Source organism: Paraburkholderia sp. J7 (assembly GCF_905220155.1).
Lineage (GTDB): Bacteria > Pseudomonadota > Gammaproteobacteria > Burkholderiales > Burkholderiaceae > Paraburkholderia.
In genome coordinates this window covers 195,446-211,888 of sequence record NZ_CAJMYZ010000012.1, presented here as the reverse complement: position 1 = coordinate 211,888, position 16,443 = coordinate 195,446, and the positions used below count along the sequence as shown (strand labels likewise).

Annotated in this window: 15 protein-coding genes; 9 read left to right on the top strand and 6 right to left on the bottom strand. The window is 63.9% G+C overall.

Translation table 11 applies throughout. The features are described from left to right. Positions 1-14 precede the first annotated feature (14 nt). Genes U5A58_RS20965 through U5A58_RS20955 form a run of 3 tightly spaced genes read left to right on the top strand, consistent with a single transcriptional unit; the run spans position 15 to position 3,856 of the window. Positions 15-1,907, top strand: a complete 1,893-nt coding sequence (locus U5A58_RS20965) for an IucA/IucC family protein (RefSeq protein WP_415774265.1) — start codon at positions 15-17, stop codon at positions 1,905-1,907. Positions 1,908-1,909: 2 nt separating this feature from the next. Next, entirely contained in the window at positions 1,910-2,683 is a 774-nt protein-coding gene (locus tag U5A58_RS20960) for a siderophore ferric iron reductase (protein WP_321962872.1), read from the top strand. A gap of 9 nt (positions 2,684-2,692) precedes the next feature. Continuing rightward, a complete protein-coding gene (locus U5A58_RS20955) occupies positions 2,693-3,856 on the top strand; it encodes an aromatic ring-hydroxylating dioxygenase subunit alpha (RefSeq protein ID WP_321962871.1) in 1,164 nt (387 codons plus the stop codon). Between the two features lie 79 nt (positions 3,857-3,935). On the opposite strand, the gene U5A58_RS20950 is transcribed toward U5A58_RS20955, so the two are convergent. Further along, a complete protein-coding gene (locus U5A58_RS20950) occupies positions 3,936-5,009 on the bottom strand; it encodes an alkene reductase (protein ID WP_321962870.1) in 1,074 nt (357 codons plus the stop codon). 104 nt (positions 5,010-5,113) lie between these two features. Between U5A58_RS20950 and U5A58_RS20945 the strand changes: the two genes are divergently transcribed. Further along, the gene (locus U5A58_RS20945) at positions 5,114-5,986 is read left to right on the top strand and encodes a LysR family transcriptional regulator (RefSeq protein ID WP_321913612.1); all 873 of its coding nucleotides are present in this window, start codon (positions 5,114-5,116) and stop codon (positions 5,984-5,986) included. A gap of 85 nt (positions 5,987-6,071) precedes the next feature. On the opposite strand, the gene U5A58_RS20940 is transcribed toward U5A58_RS20945, so the two are convergent. Genes U5A58_RS20940 through U5A58_RS20930 form a run of 3 tightly spaced genes read right to left on the bottom strand, consistent with a single transcriptional unit; the run spans position 6,072 to position 8,355 of the window. After that, a complete protein-coding gene (locus tag U5A58_RS20940) occupies positions 6,072-7,328 on the bottom strand; it encodes a DUF3443 family protein (protein ID WP_321962869.1) in 1,257 nt (418 codons plus the stop codon). Between the two features lie 26 nt (positions 7,329-7,354). Beyond that, on the bottom strand, positions 7,355-7,969 hold the full coding sequence (locus tag U5A58_RS20935; RefSeq protein WP_321962868.1) for a DUF2844 domain-containing protein: 615 nt from the start codon (positions 7,967-7,969) through the stop codon (positions 7,355-7,357). Further along, on the bottom strand, positions 7,966-8,355 hold the full coding sequence (locus tag U5A58_RS20930) for a hypothetical protein (protein WP_321962867.1): 390 nt from the start codon (positions 8,353-8,355) through the stop codon (positions 7,966-7,968). The genes U5A58_RS20935 and U5A58_RS20930 overlap by 4 nt, the downstream gene beginning before the upstream one ends. Positions 8,356-8,948: 593 nt before the next feature. On the opposite strand from U5A58_RS20930, the gene U5A58_RS20925 reads away from it, so the two are divergent. Next, positions 8,949-9,785, top strand: coding sequence for a hypothetical protein (locus U5A58_RS20925; RefSeq protein WP_321962866.1), 837 nt, complete (start codon positions 8,949-8,951; stop codon positions 9,783-9,785). Positions 9,786-9,792: 7 nt separating this feature from the next. On the opposite strand, the gene U5A58_RS20920 is transcribed toward U5A58_RS20925, so the two are convergent. Next, the gene (locus U5A58_RS20920; protein ID WP_321962865.1) at positions 9,793-10,692 is read right to left on the bottom strand and encodes a DMT family transporter; all 900 of its coding nucleotides are present in this window, start codon (positions 10,690-10,692) and stop codon (positions 9,793-9,795) included. Positions 10,693-10,886: 194 nt separating this feature from the next. On the opposite strand from U5A58_RS20920, the gene U5A58_RS20915 reads away from it, so the two are divergent. From U5A58_RS20915 to U5A58_RS20900, 4 genes are all read left to right on the top strand, one after another. Next, entirely contained in the window at positions 10,887-11,804 is a 918-nt protein-coding gene (locus U5A58_RS20915; RefSeq protein ID WP_321962918.1) for an AraC family transcriptional regulator, read from the top strand. Between the two features lie 79 nt (positions 11,805-11,883). Continuing rightward, complete coding sequence (locus U5A58_RS20910; RefSeq protein WP_321913616.1) at positions 11,884-12,360, top strand: VOC family protein; 477 nt, start codon at positions 11,884-11,886, stop codon at positions 12,358-12,360. 225 nt (positions 12,361-12,585) lie between these two features. Continuing rightward, entirely contained in the window at positions 12,586-13,701 is a 1,116-nt protein-coding gene (locus tag U5A58_RS20905) for an OpgC domain-containing protein (RefSeq protein ID WP_321962864.1), read from the top strand. Further along, on the top strand, positions 13,698-15,368 hold the full coding sequence (locus U5A58_RS20900; protein WP_321962863.1) for a tannase/feruloyl esterase family alpha/beta hydrolase: 1,671 nt from the start codon (positions 13,698-13,700) through the stop codon (positions 15,366-15,368). Before U5A58_RS20905 ends, U5A58_RS20900 begins: the two co-directional genes overlap by 4 nt. Before the next feature lie 16 nt (positions 15,369-15,384). On the opposite strand, the gene U5A58_RS20895 is transcribed toward U5A58_RS20900, so the two are convergent. Beyond that, positions 15,385-16,173: a hypothetical protein gene (locus U5A58_RS20895; RefSeq protein ID WP_321962862.1), complete on the bottom strand. Its 789-nt coding sequence runs from the start codon at positions 16,171-16,173 to the stop codon at positions 15,385-15,387. Between the last annotated feature and the right edge of the window lie 270 nt (positions 16,174-16,443).

Sequence of the window (16,443 nt, the reverse complement as noted above, 5' to 3'; positions counted from 1 at the left end):
AAGGACATCGCATCATGAATCACGTCGCAGCTCAGGCTTCCATGCAACACATTCTCCTCGCGCCCCACGAGGCCGCCGCCCACCTCACCCCCGAAGTCTGGCAGCGCGCAAACCGCATGCTGGTACGCAAGGCCATTGCCGAGTACGCGCACGAGTTGATTGTCGAGCCGCAGCGCGTGGGCGACGCCCCCGGCGAGCACTACGCTCGCTATGCGCTCGAATCCGACGACGGCACGCGCGTCTACACGTTCGACGCGCGCCTGCTCGCGCTGCGCCACTGGAGCATTCGCGCCGAAACGATCGTGTGTTCGCAGGATGGTTCGCCTCAACCGCTCGACGCGCTCGCCTTCATTCTCGACGTGAAAGCGCGGCTTGGCATCAAGGAGGAAATGCTGCCCATCTACCTCGATGAAATCAGCAGCACGCTGTATGGCGCCGCCTACAAAGCCGTGAAGGACGGCCCGAACACGCCCGAACTCCTGAATGCCGACTTCCAGGCGATTGAAACCGCCATGAGCGAAGGCCATCCGGGCTTCGTCGCCAACAACGGACGGCTCGGCTTCGACGCAGGCGACTATCGCGCATTCGCTCCCGAGGCAGGCTCGCCGGTCCAGGTCGTCTGGCTCGCCGTGCACAAAGAGAACGCCGCGTTCCACAGCGCCGCCGACCTCGATTACGAACAGCTGATGGAGGAAGAACTGGGCACGGAAACCATCGCGCGCTTTCGCTCGACGGTCGAAGCGCGCGGCGTGGACTTCGCCGACTATCGGCTGATGCCGGCGCACCCGTGGCAGTGGTTCAACAAGCTTTCGATCGCGTTCGCAAGCTATGTCGCGACCCATCGCATCATTTGCCTCGGCTACGGCGACGACCGCTATTCGGCCCAGCAGTCGATCCGCACGTTTTTCAATCTCTCGGATCGTTCGAAGCGCTATGTGAAAACGTCACTCTCGATTCTCAACATGGGCTTCATGCGCGGCCTCTCGCCGTACTACATGTCGGGCACGCCCGCCATCAACGACTACATCAAGGGCCTGGTGGCGAGCGACCCGTATCTGCAGGACCAAGGGTTCACTATCCTGCGTGAAGTCGCGTCCATCGGCTTTCGAAATCGTTATTACGAAGCGGCCGTGCAGGCGGATAGCCCCTACAAGAAGATGTTCTCGGCGCTCTGGCGCGAGAATCCGCTGAACCTCGCCGGAGAAGGCCAGCGGCTCATGACCATGGCCGCGCTGCTGCATACGGACCGCCACGGCGCGGCGCTGCTGCCCGCGCTGATCGAGGCTTCGGGGCTCTCGGCGCAGGCGTGGCTCGAGCGATATATGGAGGCGTATCTCGCGCCGCTCGTTCACTGCTTCTACGCGCACGATCTCGTGTTCATGCCGCACGGCGAAAATCTCATCCTCGTGCTCGAAAACCATGTGCCCGTGCGCGCGATCATGAAGGACATCGCCGAAGAGTCGGCCATCCTCAACAAGGACGCGCAGCTGCCGGAAAACGTCAAGCGCCTCGCCGTGGACGTGCCCGAACGCGTCAAGCTGCTCGCGATCTTCATCGACGTGTTCGACGGCTTTTTCCGCTATATGAACCAGGTACTCGTCGAGCACGGTTGCTGCACGGAAGACGTGTTCTGGGACACGGTGGCGCGCTGCGTCGCGCGCTATCAGGAAGCGCACCCGCAACTGGCAGGAAAATACGCCGAATACGATCTCTTCGCGCCCGAGTTCCTCCACTCGTGCCTGAACCGTCTGCAACTGGGCAACAACCTGCAGATGGTCAATCTCGCCGATCCCGCGGGCAACCTGAAGATGGCGGGCAATCTGCGCAATCCGCTCGCGGGCAGGCGTGGCGCGCTGCACAGCGCCGCACAGGTCAACGGCATGAGCGCCGAAGCGGTCGCGGCGTAAGCATGGTGGCGAACCGCGCGCTCGACGACATGCTGTGTTTCGCCGCGCGGCTCGTGCCGGGGTTGCAGGGCGTGGTGGCAACGCGCCCTGCCGCGGCTATCGTGCATACGCGCCCGGCGTCGGGCGGCATCGAGTCCAATCGCACCGCCCTCGAAGCGATGCTTGACTTCTGGTCGCGCACCTACCCCGAGGCGGGCCGCCCTTACTGGTCGTCGCGCTGCTGGGGCATTCTGATCTGGCAGCCGCTCTATTTGAGCGTGATCGGCGTGCATGCTTCGGGCGTGTCGCTGTCACTGCGAGACATTGCGCAGCCCATTGCCGACGGCTGGACCGGTGCGGTCCACATCCGCGATCACGATCCGGCGCAAGGCGACACGCATGCGCTGATCGCTCACGCCGCGCGCGAAATCGTCGCGTGCTGCGAGCAGATGCACGACGAACTGATGCCGGTGATCCGTCTGAACCCGGCATCGGTGCGCGGCACGCAAGCCGATGTGGTACTCGCCGCGCTCCTTGCGGCACGCAAGGCACGGCCCGAATGGAGCGACGCGCAAGTCGAGGGGCATGGGCGGCAGTGGCTCGCGGCGCTCGGTCTGGAGGGTCACTCAGGCTATTTCCCGTTCTCGCGCACGAACGGCGCGCGTGCACTCGCGCTCGAGCGCCGCACCTGCTGCTACCACTACCGCCGCCGCGACGGCGAACTCTGCAGCACCTGTCCGCGGCTGGACAAGCATGAACGCATCGTGCGCCTGAATGCGCAACACGAAACAGGATGAAACCGACCGATGAACGATATCAGTGACCTCGCGCATCTCGCGCTGCCGCCCGACACGGAGGAGGCGCACGACCAGTTGCCCGCGAGCGCCTATTTCGACGAGGGGCTGTTCGAGCGCGAGATGGCGCGTATCTTCGCGCATTCGGCGCTATACGTGGGCCACGAACAGTCGGTGCCCGAGCGCGGCGACTGGCGGCACCTGCTGCAGGACGAAGGCGGCCGCGTGCTGGTGCGCGGTGAGCACGGCGTGCAATTGCTTTCGAACGTGTGCCGCCATCGGCAGGCGCTCATGCTGGGCGGGATGGCCGGCAACGTCAGCACCCCCGCTCAAGGCAATCTGGCCGCGAGCGGCGGCAACATCGTGTGTCCCTTGCATCGCTGGACCTACGCCCCTGGCGGCGAGCTGATCGGCGCACCCGAATTCGAGCGCAAACCGTGCCGCAATCTCGAACGCTTCGAACTCCGAAATTGTCATGGGCTGCTCTACGAGGGTCCACGCGAGCCCGCGCGCGACATGGCGCGCGTTTTTGCGCGCCCGGAGTTCGACTTCTCCGGCTACGTGCTCGATCATGTCGAAACCCATACCTGCCGGTACAACTGGAAGACCTTTATCGAAGTGTATCTGGAGGATTATCACGTCGCGCCGTTCCACCCTGGGCTCGGGCGCTTCGTGACCTGCGACACGCTCGACTGGGAATTCGCCGATACGTACAGCATGCAGCGCGTGGGCGTGCACGCCGCGCTTGCGCAGCCGGGTTCCGAGATCTATCGCGCGTGGCACGACAGGCTGCTCGAGTATCGCGGCGGCGCGGCGCCCGAGTTCGGCGCCATCTGGCTCGCGTATTTCCCCACTCAGATGATCGAGCTTTACCCGCACGTGCTCGTGGTCTCGACGCTCTATCCGAAGGGCCCGCAGGAAACGCTCAACGTGGTGGAGTTTTACTACCCCGAGGAGATCGCGGCCTTCGAGCGCGAATTCATCGAGGCGCAGCGCGCCGCGTATCTGGAAACGATGATCGAGGACGACGAGATCGCCGAGCGCATGGACGCAGGACGTCTGCGGCTGAATCGGCGCGGCATCAGCGACGCCGGGCCGTATCAGTCGCCGCTTGAGGACGGCATGCGGCATTTCCATGCGTGGTACCGGCGCGCCCTCGCGGGACCGCTCGCGTGAGCCATTCGATACCGCACAAGGGAGGCGGTTGCGCGCCGGCACGGCCAATGACTCGCTGGCCCCCGCCTTGCTCGCCGCGTCAGGCGTCAGCCGTTTCGCTCAAGCTCGGATAATCCGTATAGCCTTGCGCTGCGCCCCCGAAGAAGCCGTTGCGATCCGCCGCGTTCATCGCCGCGTTGCGCTGCAGGCGGGTCACGAAATCCGGATTCGCCAGCACCATCTGGCCGTAGGACTCCAGATCCGCGAGCCCACTGGCTACATCGGCGCCGATCTGCTCGCGCGGGCGGCCAGCCCGGTTCACGATCAACGTGCCCTTCCACAGCTTGCGAATGTCCGCCAGCAACGCTTCGTCGCCCTGATGCGCGATGTGCAGATAAGCGAGACCCAGCTTGTCGAGTTCGGCGACCAGATAGCGGTTGAGATCGGGGCCCTGCGGGCCTTCGTCGACGCCCCACAGGGTCGTGCCAGGCGAGAGCCGGATAGCCGTGCGGTCCGCGCCGATTTCCGCGGCAATGGCGGCCACGACCTCGAGCGCAAAACGGGCCCGGTTTTCAATCGAGCCGCCGTATTCGTCGGTGCGCGTATTGGCGCTCGGCGCGAAGAACTGCTGAACCAGATAAGCGTTCGCACCGTGGATTTCGACGCCGTCGGCGCCGGCGTCGACCGCGCGGCGGGCCGCAGCGCGGAAGTCCTGCACCGTCTGGCGGATTTCCGCGGTACTCAGGGCACGCGGTACGGGAATGTCCTGCATGCCGCTCGCCGTGAACATGGCCGTGCCCGGCGCGATTGCCGAAGGCGCGACGCCCACGCGATGATGCCGCGTATTGTCGGGATGCGACATGCGGCCGGCGTGCATCAACTGAATGAAGAGATGGCCGCCTCGCGCATGGACAGCCGAGGTGACCTTTTTCCACCCGGCCGTATGGGCGTCGTGATAAATGCCAGGGGTGGTGAGGTAGCCCTGCCCGTCTTCCGAAGGCTGTGTGCCCTCGCTCACGATCAATCCAACGCTCGCGCGCTGTGCGTAATACTCGGCAGCCAGTTCACCGGGCGTGCCGTCGGCCTGCGCGCGCGAACGCGTCATGGGCGCCATGACCAGACGGTTTGACAGCGTGTAGCGCCCAACGCGCACGGAATCGAAAAGCTTGCTCATGATGATCACCTCGACTGGTTTGGATGCGAGCATCATCGCCTGCTTCACGATTGGGATAAATATGGTAATTTGGATTACATTGATCCACAAATGGAGCACTCAGGGTGGAGCTACTGAACGACATGGCCTTGTTCGTGGAGGTCGTCAAAGCCAAGGGGTTTCGCAGTGCCGCCGAGGCGACGGGCATGCCGAACTCCACGCTCTCGCGCCGCATCAGCGGCCTGGAAAAAGCCATCGGCCTGCGCCTCTTGCACCGCACGACGCGCAAGATCGAATTGACCGAAGCGGGCCAGGTCTACTTCGAGCGCTGCAAGCGCATTGTCGATGAAGCGCGCCTCGCGCACGAGCACCTGGGCGACATGGTCGCGCAACCCAGCGGCGTGCTGCGGGCCTCGTTTCCGGTCGATTTCGCCGTCACCTACCTCGCGCCCTTGATCGCCGAATTCGCCGCTCTGTACCCCGCCATCACGTTCGATTTCGAACTGAACCCGCGACGCGTCGATCTGGTGAGCGACCCGTTCGACGTGGCAATCCGCATGGGGGAGTCCGAAAGCTCGCAACTCGTTGCGCGTCTGCTGGCGTCGCTCACGCCTTACCTGTATGCCTCGCCGGGCTATCTCGAACGCGCGGGCGAACCAGTCAAACCGCTTGATCTGGAGCAGCACGAATGCCTGGGAATCCTGAAGACAGGCACGTGGACCTTGCATGACGCAAAGCGCACGGCCACGGTTGCAGTGGGTGGACGGTTCACACTCAACAGCGTCGGGATGATCCGCCGTCTTGCCACCCTCGATATGGGCATCGTGCTGTTGCCGGAGGAAATCGTCGCAGACGAAGTGGCCAGTGGGACGTTGCGGCGGATTTTGCCGCAGTGGCATGGCGCGCCCACGCCGGTCTACGCGATGACGGAAACGCGTCTGCTGCCCGCGAAGACGCAGCGCTTCATCGAGTTTCTTCGGGAGCGGCTGGCGCGTTAGCGCGCCCAAAAAACAAAGAGCGACCACGCACGAGCTGCGTGATCGCTCTTTTGCCGCGTGAGGACTGCACGCGGTCAATCAACCATTAGAACGCGACGTAAGGCGAGGTCCCGCCAGGCGCCGTCCTGCCTGCAATCGAGAAGTAGACATTGCGGCCGAAGAAGAACGGCAATCCCCAATCGAACGTGCCGCTCGTTCCGCTGGCCGCGAGATTGTTGAAAGCTGAGGCGCGCGTGCTCGCAAGCGTATTCTCGTTGGCGACCATGAACGACATGCTCACGGGCGTCGTGTTTCCTGCGTTGCCAAAGGCTGTCGCATTCAGCGCCAGGGTGGCCGTCGGGCAGTACCATCCGCTCCCGCCAGCGCACTGGGTAATCGAGCTGTCCGTGAAAAACAGGCCGTTCGATCCGCTGTCGACGTATGACTCGGGCAGGACCTGCGAGTTGTACGTGGTCGAGATGTACTGGTTCGCGTCATAGCCCAATACCGACGTCGCATTGAACGTATTGTTCGATTGTGTTCCTATCCCAAACACCAGTGAACCATCGACGGACGCCTGTCCCGCGGCCGAAATGGCGGGCAACTCGACAATCACGCCATTGTTGTCCTGCTGGAAAAGCGCCACCGGGTTCTGAATCTGGGCCGCTGCGCTCACTGCTGTCGACGTGCAGGTTCCGGTCGTCGTATTACACGAATAGTAGATGTCGTTCGACGCATTGCTCGCGCAACCCGGGCAATCCTCCACGAGATTCGCTACACCCAGAATCCCGTTGGCGCCAATAGACGAAGGCGTGTCAGCGAGGGTGATGCCGCAGGCACTCGGCGCTGCAGGAAATCCGCTCGGCGTGCCGTCGATCATCATCGGCACGTTGGTCGCGACCTCCCCGGCCAGCTTGATGTCGGCGGTAGCTACCGGCCCCCAGAAATACCGTCCATCTGCGAACGGATAGCACTCGCCGAGTGCATTGCCGCTGCCGTCTTTCTGCACGGGTAGCACGCTTGCCAATGCGCCGAGCGCCGAAGACGTAAGACGCAGCCCGACCGAGCCGGTATCCACCAGAACGTCAGTCACGATCGCACATTGCGTGGTGCCGTGGACGCACACCGTCACCGTTGCCACCGGAAGATTGGGCGCATAGCCGGCACCGGCGGGCGTCAATGACGTATCTACGCGAATCGGCAGAACGTTACCCGTGCCCAGCGAAGGGTCGCTTGTGGTCGCGCCGTTGCTCGTGCCCGACGATCCCGGTGTGCTCGACTGCGCGGTCTGGCCGCTGTTACCGCTGTTACCGCTGCTCCCGCCACCGCCGCCGCAAGCAGCCAGCACGAGACAGACGCTCATAGCCCAAAATGCATTGCGAATCGCGCTCATTTCAGTTCCTCCGGCGTGACACCCGAGGGAACCGCGGAGGGCAACCAGGCCGTGCCTTGCATATGGTTCATGCGGCCACCTCCCACATATTTCATCTGTGCCGACTCGACCGCGACGTGTCGGTGCAGGTCACTGTGAGCAGGTGTCTGCAGTGTGGCCTTATATTCGGAGAAGTAAGTGCCGAACAATTGCGACAGGTCCGGCGGGCGCGGCCCGCTCCAGGACACAGCGAAAATCTGCCCGGAGGCATTGGCGTATTCGCGTACCGTCGTGCCGGTGGGCAGCGTGATCACCTGGGTGGTGTAGGTGGAAGTCGATTGAGTCGATTTCAACCGACCTCTGAGCGCGGAGGCTTCGATTTCCCCCGAGCCGAGCCTCTCGCCCAAGGCAGCCTGCGCAGAGGACTCGCAAATTGCAAATGAAGCAACACCTGCCATTACTGCGACCAGCAAGGTGCGTTTTCCCCGGAATTGATAAGGACGTACTCTCATGTTTTTCTCTTCTTTACTCTCTTTATTATCGAGACCGCCCGCGCGCAGGAGCTGGATGCGGCCTCGTGTTGGCACAGCGTTGATTCGTCTTGTTTCCAGGTCGCTCTCAGTGACCTTCAATCATTGAGCTTTTGCTTGGCGAGGCGATTCGCACCGCGATGGTCCTGACCGTTCTCTTCGATCTGATACACGCGCGTACGCACTGCGGGAAGCTCGGGGGGCTGCTGCGTGATTCCCCATGCGCTCAACAAGCCGTCGAACGATGCACCGGCCGGAGACGTCCGGGGCTCCGGCAGAGGCACGCCGGTTGACCGGTAGCGCGCGGTTCCGCGCGCACTCGCACCGGTATTGATGCGCTCAGCGGCGCCATTGCGCATGGCGTAGCGAACGACATCGGAGGCTTCTCGCGAACTCATCAAGCCCGACGCCGTCATTTCGCTGACCGATGCACTTTCGCGTTGCGCCAACCAATGCAGCAGCGTGAGCGCACTAGCGTGAACCTTCATTACTGGCCTCTCCCGTCTTTGTCGTGTCCTTGTTCCCGGCGCAGATCGCGCGACGCACTGGACGGATTTCGCAGTGTCCGCCATGCCCAGGCCTTATCCACCCGCTGGAGTCGTGGCCGTGCCATCGAGCTTGAATGCGGCGGCGTAACTGTGCAGCGCCGTGGGGACGCGCTCGCCAGGAGGGTGAACGGCGCGCGCAGGCGTGTGCTGCACGCGTAGACAGGCCATCGGCTTTGCATTCGTTTCGATCCCCGCAGGCGCGGGCTTACGCGGTAACCCAGGAGCGGCTCTCACGCCGCGTGTTTGCAATCATATTTATCTGCTCATCCGAGGGTATCGGCAACCCTCATACGAATCTTTAGTGCAATCGATGAATTTATGCCGGCCGCCTCTTTCGTAATAAAAATGAAGGCATTCGATATTCAACTGATCAAGCCGCGTGAAGGCTCGGTGTGTGATCCCACATACGGGTTCAGCGCAGATCGTCACAATCGACTCGGCCGCCCGGGCTGGCGGCGAATGATGCACAGCACATAAACGGCCGGCTGGCGCGTCGAGGCGAGTGCGGCACTCAACGTGCGCAGGGGGTTCGAATGGAGTCGATCACTTTTGGTCAGTGCGTGAAGGGCGCATGGCGCGATGGCTGGCGATACCTCCGCTTCCGGCCTGCGTTGGCGATTTTTCTCCTGCTCTACGCGTGGCTGTCGTCGTTCGTCGTGAACGCGCTGCGCCCCGACAGCACACCGCCGTTCAGGCTACTCACCTACGCCCCGCTGGGCGTCTTCGCATTATTGGAGAGCGCAGTCTTTACGCTCCTCATCATGCACGCCATACGTTTCGTACTGCTTGAAACCGGTTCGACGAACGCACAACCGATCTCGGGCCCGAGCTATTGGCGATCCTTTGGCTGCACCTGGGGATTCGCCTTGCTGGCGCTGGTGCTCTGGTGCCTCGCCATGGCGCTGTACGTGGGGCTGATGATCTGGCTCACTCTCGTATCCAAAACCACGATTGCGCGGCTCCCCGTCGAAGCGCGCGTCCTGATACCGATCGTCGGGGCAGCTTTCGCGCTCATTGGCGGAGGCATCAGTTGTTTCGTGCTCACCCGGCTGAGTCTGCTCCATACGCACGTTGCCATTGGCGGCACGCTCAAGATACGCGACGTCTGGGCCGATACGCGCGGGCACTTCTGGAGCATCTGGTCCACGCAGTTTTGCGCCGGGCTGCCGGCGCTCGCTGGATGGATCATGGTCGCGGCCTACGAACTCGCCTCGCGGCGCCAGGGTCTCGCTTCGCTCAGCGCGCTCAACACCTTCGGTATGCCCGCAAACGCCCTCACCGTCTTCGGCTCGCTCTATCTTGGCGCGCCGTGTTCCGCCTGGCTGTATCGGCGCTACGCCAATGCCGTGAAGACCGGCCACGACCGCTGAAGCCCGCTCACGACGCCGCCACGCGCCGCGTGAACAGGCGCCGCGTCAGGTCGAACGCTACGAGGTTGCCCGAGACAACCAGCAAAAGGCCGACAACAGCAAGCAAGGACCAGCGGTACCCCTCGTAGACCGTCGAAACCGCCAGCGCCACGATCGGGAACAAGACCGTGCAATACGCCGCGCGCTCGGGCCCGATCCGGCCAACCAGCGTCAGGTAGGCCGTGAAACCGATCACAGAACCTGCCACGACGAGCCAGGCCAGCGCGCCGAGGTAGCGCGCATCCAGCTCGAGCTTGAACGGCAATCCCGCCACGGCGCTGCCGGCCACGAGCACCACGGTGCCGATCAGCATGGCCCAGCCATTCGTGACGAGCGGATTGAGCCCCATCGACTGCATGCGGCTCGAAAGCAAATTGCCCGTGGAAAAACACAGCGTACCGAGAAACGCTACAGCGAGGCCGAGCCATACCGTCTGATCGCCGATATGGCCGGCCATCTGCTGCAGAAAGAGGCACACGATCCCGATCAGGCCCAGTGCAGCCCCGCCCACGGCCGTGGGTTGCAGCGGCCGGCCCAGGAAGATGCGCCCGTTGATCGAATTCAGGAGCGGCGCGGTGGAGAACACCACGGCGACGAGCCCGCTCGGCACGACGCTCTCGGCATAATAAAAGCACAGGAAATTGAGGCAGAAAAGCGCCAGCCCCTGGGCGACGAGATAGCGCCATGCCGCGCGCGGCGGCCAAATCGGGCGGCGCATCGCGGCCAGCAGCGCGAACACGAGGAGCGCCGCGAGCCCGAAACGCCAGGCGATCGAAACGGGCGCGGGCACCACGCCAAGCTGCCACTTGATTGCGATCCAGGTGGTGCCCCAGATCAGGACGGTCAGCACGTAGAGTAGAAGATTCATAGCCGGAAAGAACATCGAGTCGATGCCCCGACTATGGCGCACACGCGCGGCGCGGACTTGTCCAGGATTGCGCATTTCTTGCCCGCGCCCTGCCGTGGCCGGTAGTCAGCGGGGCGCGCGAGTATACTTTGAAAGCCCATCTCGACAACCCGCTTCGACGCCCCATTACCGACTTGCAACCCGCCGCCCCGACCATGAACGCCCAGGTGTCGCTTCCCACGCCCTCGCCCAGTGAGACGCCCTTTGGCCTGCACTCGGTGTGCCGCACGCTGAGCGCGGCCAATGCGACGCTGGAGCGTTTTGCCTGGCTCGGCGACCAGTTTGCGGCGGCCGTCTGGACGCGCGAAACGCGCGAGGCCGAGACTGTCTACGACCGGCCGGGCCATCACACGCTGTCGTGCTATCTCGACGGCGGCTACCGCACGGAGCGGCAGAAACTGCCCGGCGTGTATGGCGCGCCAAGCCGGCTCTGCGCGCTTCCCGGCGACCATGAATCGCGCTGGTGGGTGCGCGGCCACATGCACTTCATGCATCTGTATTTCCTGCCCGAGCACTTCACACGGCGTGCGGTGCGCGAACTCGACCAGGAACCGCGCGAACTCACGCTGGCCGACCGCACGTATTTCGAAGACGAGCGGATCGCCGTACTCTGCCAGGCGCTCGCCAACGAGGACTGGGCCGATCCGGAGGGACTCCTGCGCAGCAACGAAACGGCGCACGACGTGCTGAGCCTGCTGCTGCGCAGTCAGGGCGTGCGGCGTCCGGGCGCGGCCCTCAAGGGCGGTCTCGCCGTGTCGACGAGGCGACGCCTGCGCGACTATATCGAAGCCCATTTAGGCGAGACACTCACGCTCGGCGCACTGGCCGATGTGGCGTGCCTCTCCGAATACCATCTCGCGCGCATGTTCCGCGCCTCGTTCGGGCAACCGCCGCATGCATGGATTGCGGCTCAGCGCCTCGAACGCGCCCGCCTGCTGTTGCGCACGACCGCGCTGCCGCTCGCCCAGATCGCAGCGCAGTGCGGGTACGCGAACGCGAGCCACTTCAGCCATCGCTTTCGCGACGCGTTCGGCGCCGCGCCGAACGTCTATCGTCAAGCATTCCTGAAGTAGTCACCCGCGCGTCGCCGGGGCTTTGTCACAATGATCGGTACGCGCCTGCAACGAGGCGCATTTCCCGAAGGAGAGCGTGATGGCGGAGCTTGTGACTTGCCTGTGGTTCGATGAAGGCAGAGCGCGCGAAGCGGCGCAATTCTACGCCGCGACGTTTCCGGACAGCCATGTCGAAGCGGCGCATGTTTCCCCCATACCGGGCATTGGCGCTGGGGCGGAATTGATAGTCGAATTCACGGTGCTCGGCCGGCGCTTCGTAGGGCTGAACGGCGGCCCCAACTTCCAGGCGAATCAAGCGGTGAGTTTCATGGTCGAGACCCATAGCCAGGAAGAAACCGACCGCTACTGGAACGCCATCGTCGGCAACGGCGGCGAGGAATCGGACTGCGGCTGGTGCAAGGACCGCTGGGGATTTTCGTGGCAGATCACACCGAAGCGCCTGCTCGAATGCGTCTTCGGCGCCGATCGCGAAGCCGGCAAGCGCGCCATGGAGGCGATGATGCAAATGCGCAAGATCGACATCGCCGCGATCGAGCGCGCCGCTGCCGCGAAGTAAGCGGCACGTCAGGCACCGCGGTTGCCACGCGGATATCACGCGGCTGACACTTAGATGGCCGCAACATGGCGCGCGCGTCAGCCACGACGCGAGCAGGGAACGATACCTGCGTGAAGCTCTCGTATGCACATGGGCGGCGGCGCAGTTCGCGACTCGCCGCCCTGCCATTCATCGAGCGGTTGGCGCCAGCGTGAGCGCGCCTTTCGCGATGCTTGCGAGGGCACCATGGAGTCTCGCCAGGGGCGTTCGATCGAAGTCGATTTTTTCCGCGGCGTCGTGCTGATCGTGATCGTGCTCGATCACATTCCGGGCAGCGCCTTGTCGCATGTGATGTTGCACGCGTACGCGCTGTGCGACTCCGCCGAGGTGTTCGTGTTTCTCGGCGGCTACGCGTCGGCTGCGGCCTATATGGCCGTGCGCGCTCACCGTGGCGTGAGCGCGGCGCAAGGGCGCTTCCTGCGGCGCAGTTGGGAAATCTACCGGGCCTATCTGCTGACCGCCGTGCTCACGCTCGTCTCGGGCGCGCTACTCGCGCTCTTGCACCTGAACCCTGCCGCCGCCGATTTGAGCGGCTGGGCGTCGTTCGCCACACACCCCGTGCGCGAGACTTTGCACGTCGTGTTGCTCGCTCGCCAGCCCTGGCTGTCGAGCGTGCTGCCGATGTATGTCATATTTGCGCTTTGCGTGCCCGCTGCGGTGCCTTTCGGCCGCCGCGCGCCGCTCTGCACGCTGGTCTGCAGTTTGCTCCTCTGGGCCTTCGCGCCGCTGCTCGCCGCGCTCATCGGCGCGAGCACGTTCGCCAACTGGCCGTTCGACCCGTTTGCGTGGCAGTTGATGTTCGTATTCGGCATGCTTTGCCGGCTGCACCCGGTTCCGCCCGGTTTCAAGACCTCGGAAACCGCACGCTGGCTGGTGCGATTCGCGTTCGCCGCCGTGGCGCTGTTCGCGGCGGTTAAATGGTTCGTTCTGGTTCAACCCATGCCAGGAGACATGAAACAGCATCTCGCCTTCGCGCGCGTCGTCAACTTCATCGGCATAGCCATGGTGGCGGCGTACTTCGTTCATCGCGGCACCGTCGCGCGGATCGCCGCGCGCTTGCCCGCGGTCGTGACCGTGGGCCGCACGGGACTCGTGTGCTTCGTCGGCGGCACGCTGATCTCGGTGATCGTCGACACCGCCACGCCTCACGCGCTGCACGGCGCGGCGGCACTCGGTGCGGCGCTGACCGGCGACATTGTCGCGATCGGCGCGATGCTCATGCTCGCCAAGGCTTGGTGCGGCACGCTCGGCCGCCAGAAGGAGAAGGTCCGCGCGAGGGTCAACGGAGCCCGCTGCGGATGATGCGACGGGGCAAGCGCGCACTCGAATCCCTCAAGGCGATCGCCGTCGCCACGCTCACGCTCATCGCCAGCGCTCACGCTTTCGCCCAGCACGCGCCTGCGCTGCCGATGCATTGCGTCGACCTTGCCGGCGCGCTGTTGCCGGCCGCGAGCATCGGCTTGCCCACCAACGGCGCGCTCGTGCAGAGCGCCACGATGGTCCCCGCGACCGCCACGGGCAACCTCAACGGCGACTTCTGCCGCTTGACCGGCGTGATACGCGCCCAGAGCGCCGGCACGCCGGACATCCGCTTCGAAGTGAACTTGCCGAGCCGCTGGAACGGCCGCGCGCTGCAGTTCGGCGGCGGTGGCTACAGCGGCGTCGTGGTGACGGGAACCGGCCCGATGCCCTTCTCGCCAGAGCGCGCGCCGCTCGCGCGCGGCTATGCGACCTTCGGCGACGACTCCGGCCACAACGGCACGTCGTCGGAAGCGAACTTCGGACTGCTTGAAGAAGCCGTGACCAACTTTGGTTACGCGCATTTGAAGAAGGCGCATGACGTTGCGCTCGCACTGATCACGCTCGGCTACGGGCGGCCGCCGGAACACATGTATTTCGCAGGCGGCTCGACAGGCGGCCGCGAAGGCTACACCGTGATCCAGCGCTATCCCGACGACTACGACGGCGTGATCGCAAATTCGCCCGCACTGAACTTTTCGGGCGTGCGCTTGACAGGCGTTGTGGTGGGTCAGCACGAATACCGCACGCCGGGCGGCTATCTTTCGCCGCAACTGCTGGAGCACGTGTACACGCGTGTGATGCAGGCGTGCGATGCGCTCGACGGCGCTGCGGACGGCCTCGTCAGCGACGTCGAGAGTTGCCGCGAGAAAGAGCCCGAGATCATCGACGCGCTGCGTTGCTCCTCGCAGGACCAGTCCGACCGCCAGCATGCCGCTGCAGACGACTGCCTCACGCCGCCACAGGTCGCGACGCTGGAGAGCCTGCGCGACGGCCTGCGCCTGCCCTATGCGCTGGCCTGGGGGGCGGACAGCTATCGCGGCTACAACGTCTTCCAGGGTACGCGCTTCACGAGCATGCTGGGCCTCGCGCATTCGCCGCAGCGGTTGCCTCAACCGGGGTTCGTCACCAATGGCTACCTGTACGCGCAGGGCGACGCGTACCTCAAGTATTTCATCACGCACGACCCGACGTTCGATGCGACGAATTTCGACGTGATGCATCCCGGCCGCTACCGGGAACAGCTTTTCACGCTGTCGGCCACGATCGGCGCGATGAATCCGGACGTCTCGCGCTACCTCGCGCGCGGCGGCAAACTCATCACCTTGCAAGGACTCGCCGACGAGGTGATCAGCCCGAACCAGACGATCGCGTATTACGAGGGGCTGATCGAGCGCTACGGCGAAGCGCGCGTGGACAGTTTCATGCGCCTTTACATGGTGCCGGGTTACCAGCACGGCAATGGCGCGTTCATTCCCTCTGTGGATCTGCTCGGCGCGCTCGACGACTGGGTCACGCACGGCAGCGCGCCGGAAACGCTGTTCGCGACCGACATTGCGCAAGCCACGAACGGCCGCACGCGGCCACTGTGCCGTTACCCGGCATTCCCGCGCTATTTAGGCAAGGGCAACGCGAATCTCGCGGCGAATTTCACGTGCGTGATGCCGTAGCCGGAAACGGCCCACACTATGCGTTCTGCTCCCGGCGCGCGGCACGTTGCGGCAGCACCACGATGCAGCCGACGATAAAGATCATCAGCAGCACGGATGCATAAAGCCGGCTGAACTGCAGGCCGCCATCGGCTACCGGCTTGTCGAGCAGGTCGCCCAGCGTCGCGCCGAGCGGACGCGTGAGCACGAACGCGAACCAGAAGAGCGCCGTGCGCGAAACGCGCGGCCACAACCACATCAGGCCCACGATCACGAGGCTCGCGCCAAAGATCGCGGCGCCGACTTCGTAGCCCACACCGAGGCCGCCACGGTCCTCGCCCGCCACCCAGTCGCCCAGCGCCGTGCCGAGCGTTTGCGAAAACAGGATCGTAATCCAGTAAAACCACTCGACGCGCGGCGTCGCGACGCTCTCGATCGACACGGAGCCTTCTACGCGATACCAGATCGCGAGGCTCGCCACGAGCAGCAGCAGAATGATCGACACGCCGCCGGGATAGCCCACGCCGAGCGAGCGGTCGCAGAAGTCGGCGAGCGTCGTGCCGAGCGTGGTCGTGGCGACGATGGTCGCCCAATATAGCCACGGATAGAAGCGCTGTGCGCGAATCTGCGCCGACACCAGCACGACGAAGCACGCGAAGAAAATCAGCGTTCCGGCCAGATAGCCCAGATTCAGCGACATCGTCACCCAGTCGCCGCCGGTTTCGCCGAGCGTGGTGCAAGCAATCTTGATGATCCAGAAGCCGAATGTCACGGCGGGAACCTTGCTGAGCGCTTCTTCGACGAAACTTCGAGTGACGGTAGACATGAATACTCCTTGCGCCGCATGAGGGGCGGAACGATATAGCCTCGGACTATATGCTGCCGTTGCTTAACTAAGCCTTAACTACGACTCAATATGCGCAAAGCGCGCACCATGGCTTGCGCATAAGCAAGTTCTAAGGTTCGCTGCGTAGTCTGCTGGCATGCGTCGTGATAATCGGACGGCGCAATGTTGAATGAGCGGTTGGACAAACGGGTTTTGAAAATTCCGTCCATTCTTCAGTAATCCCAATTTATTTTTACCGTCTGGAGTCAG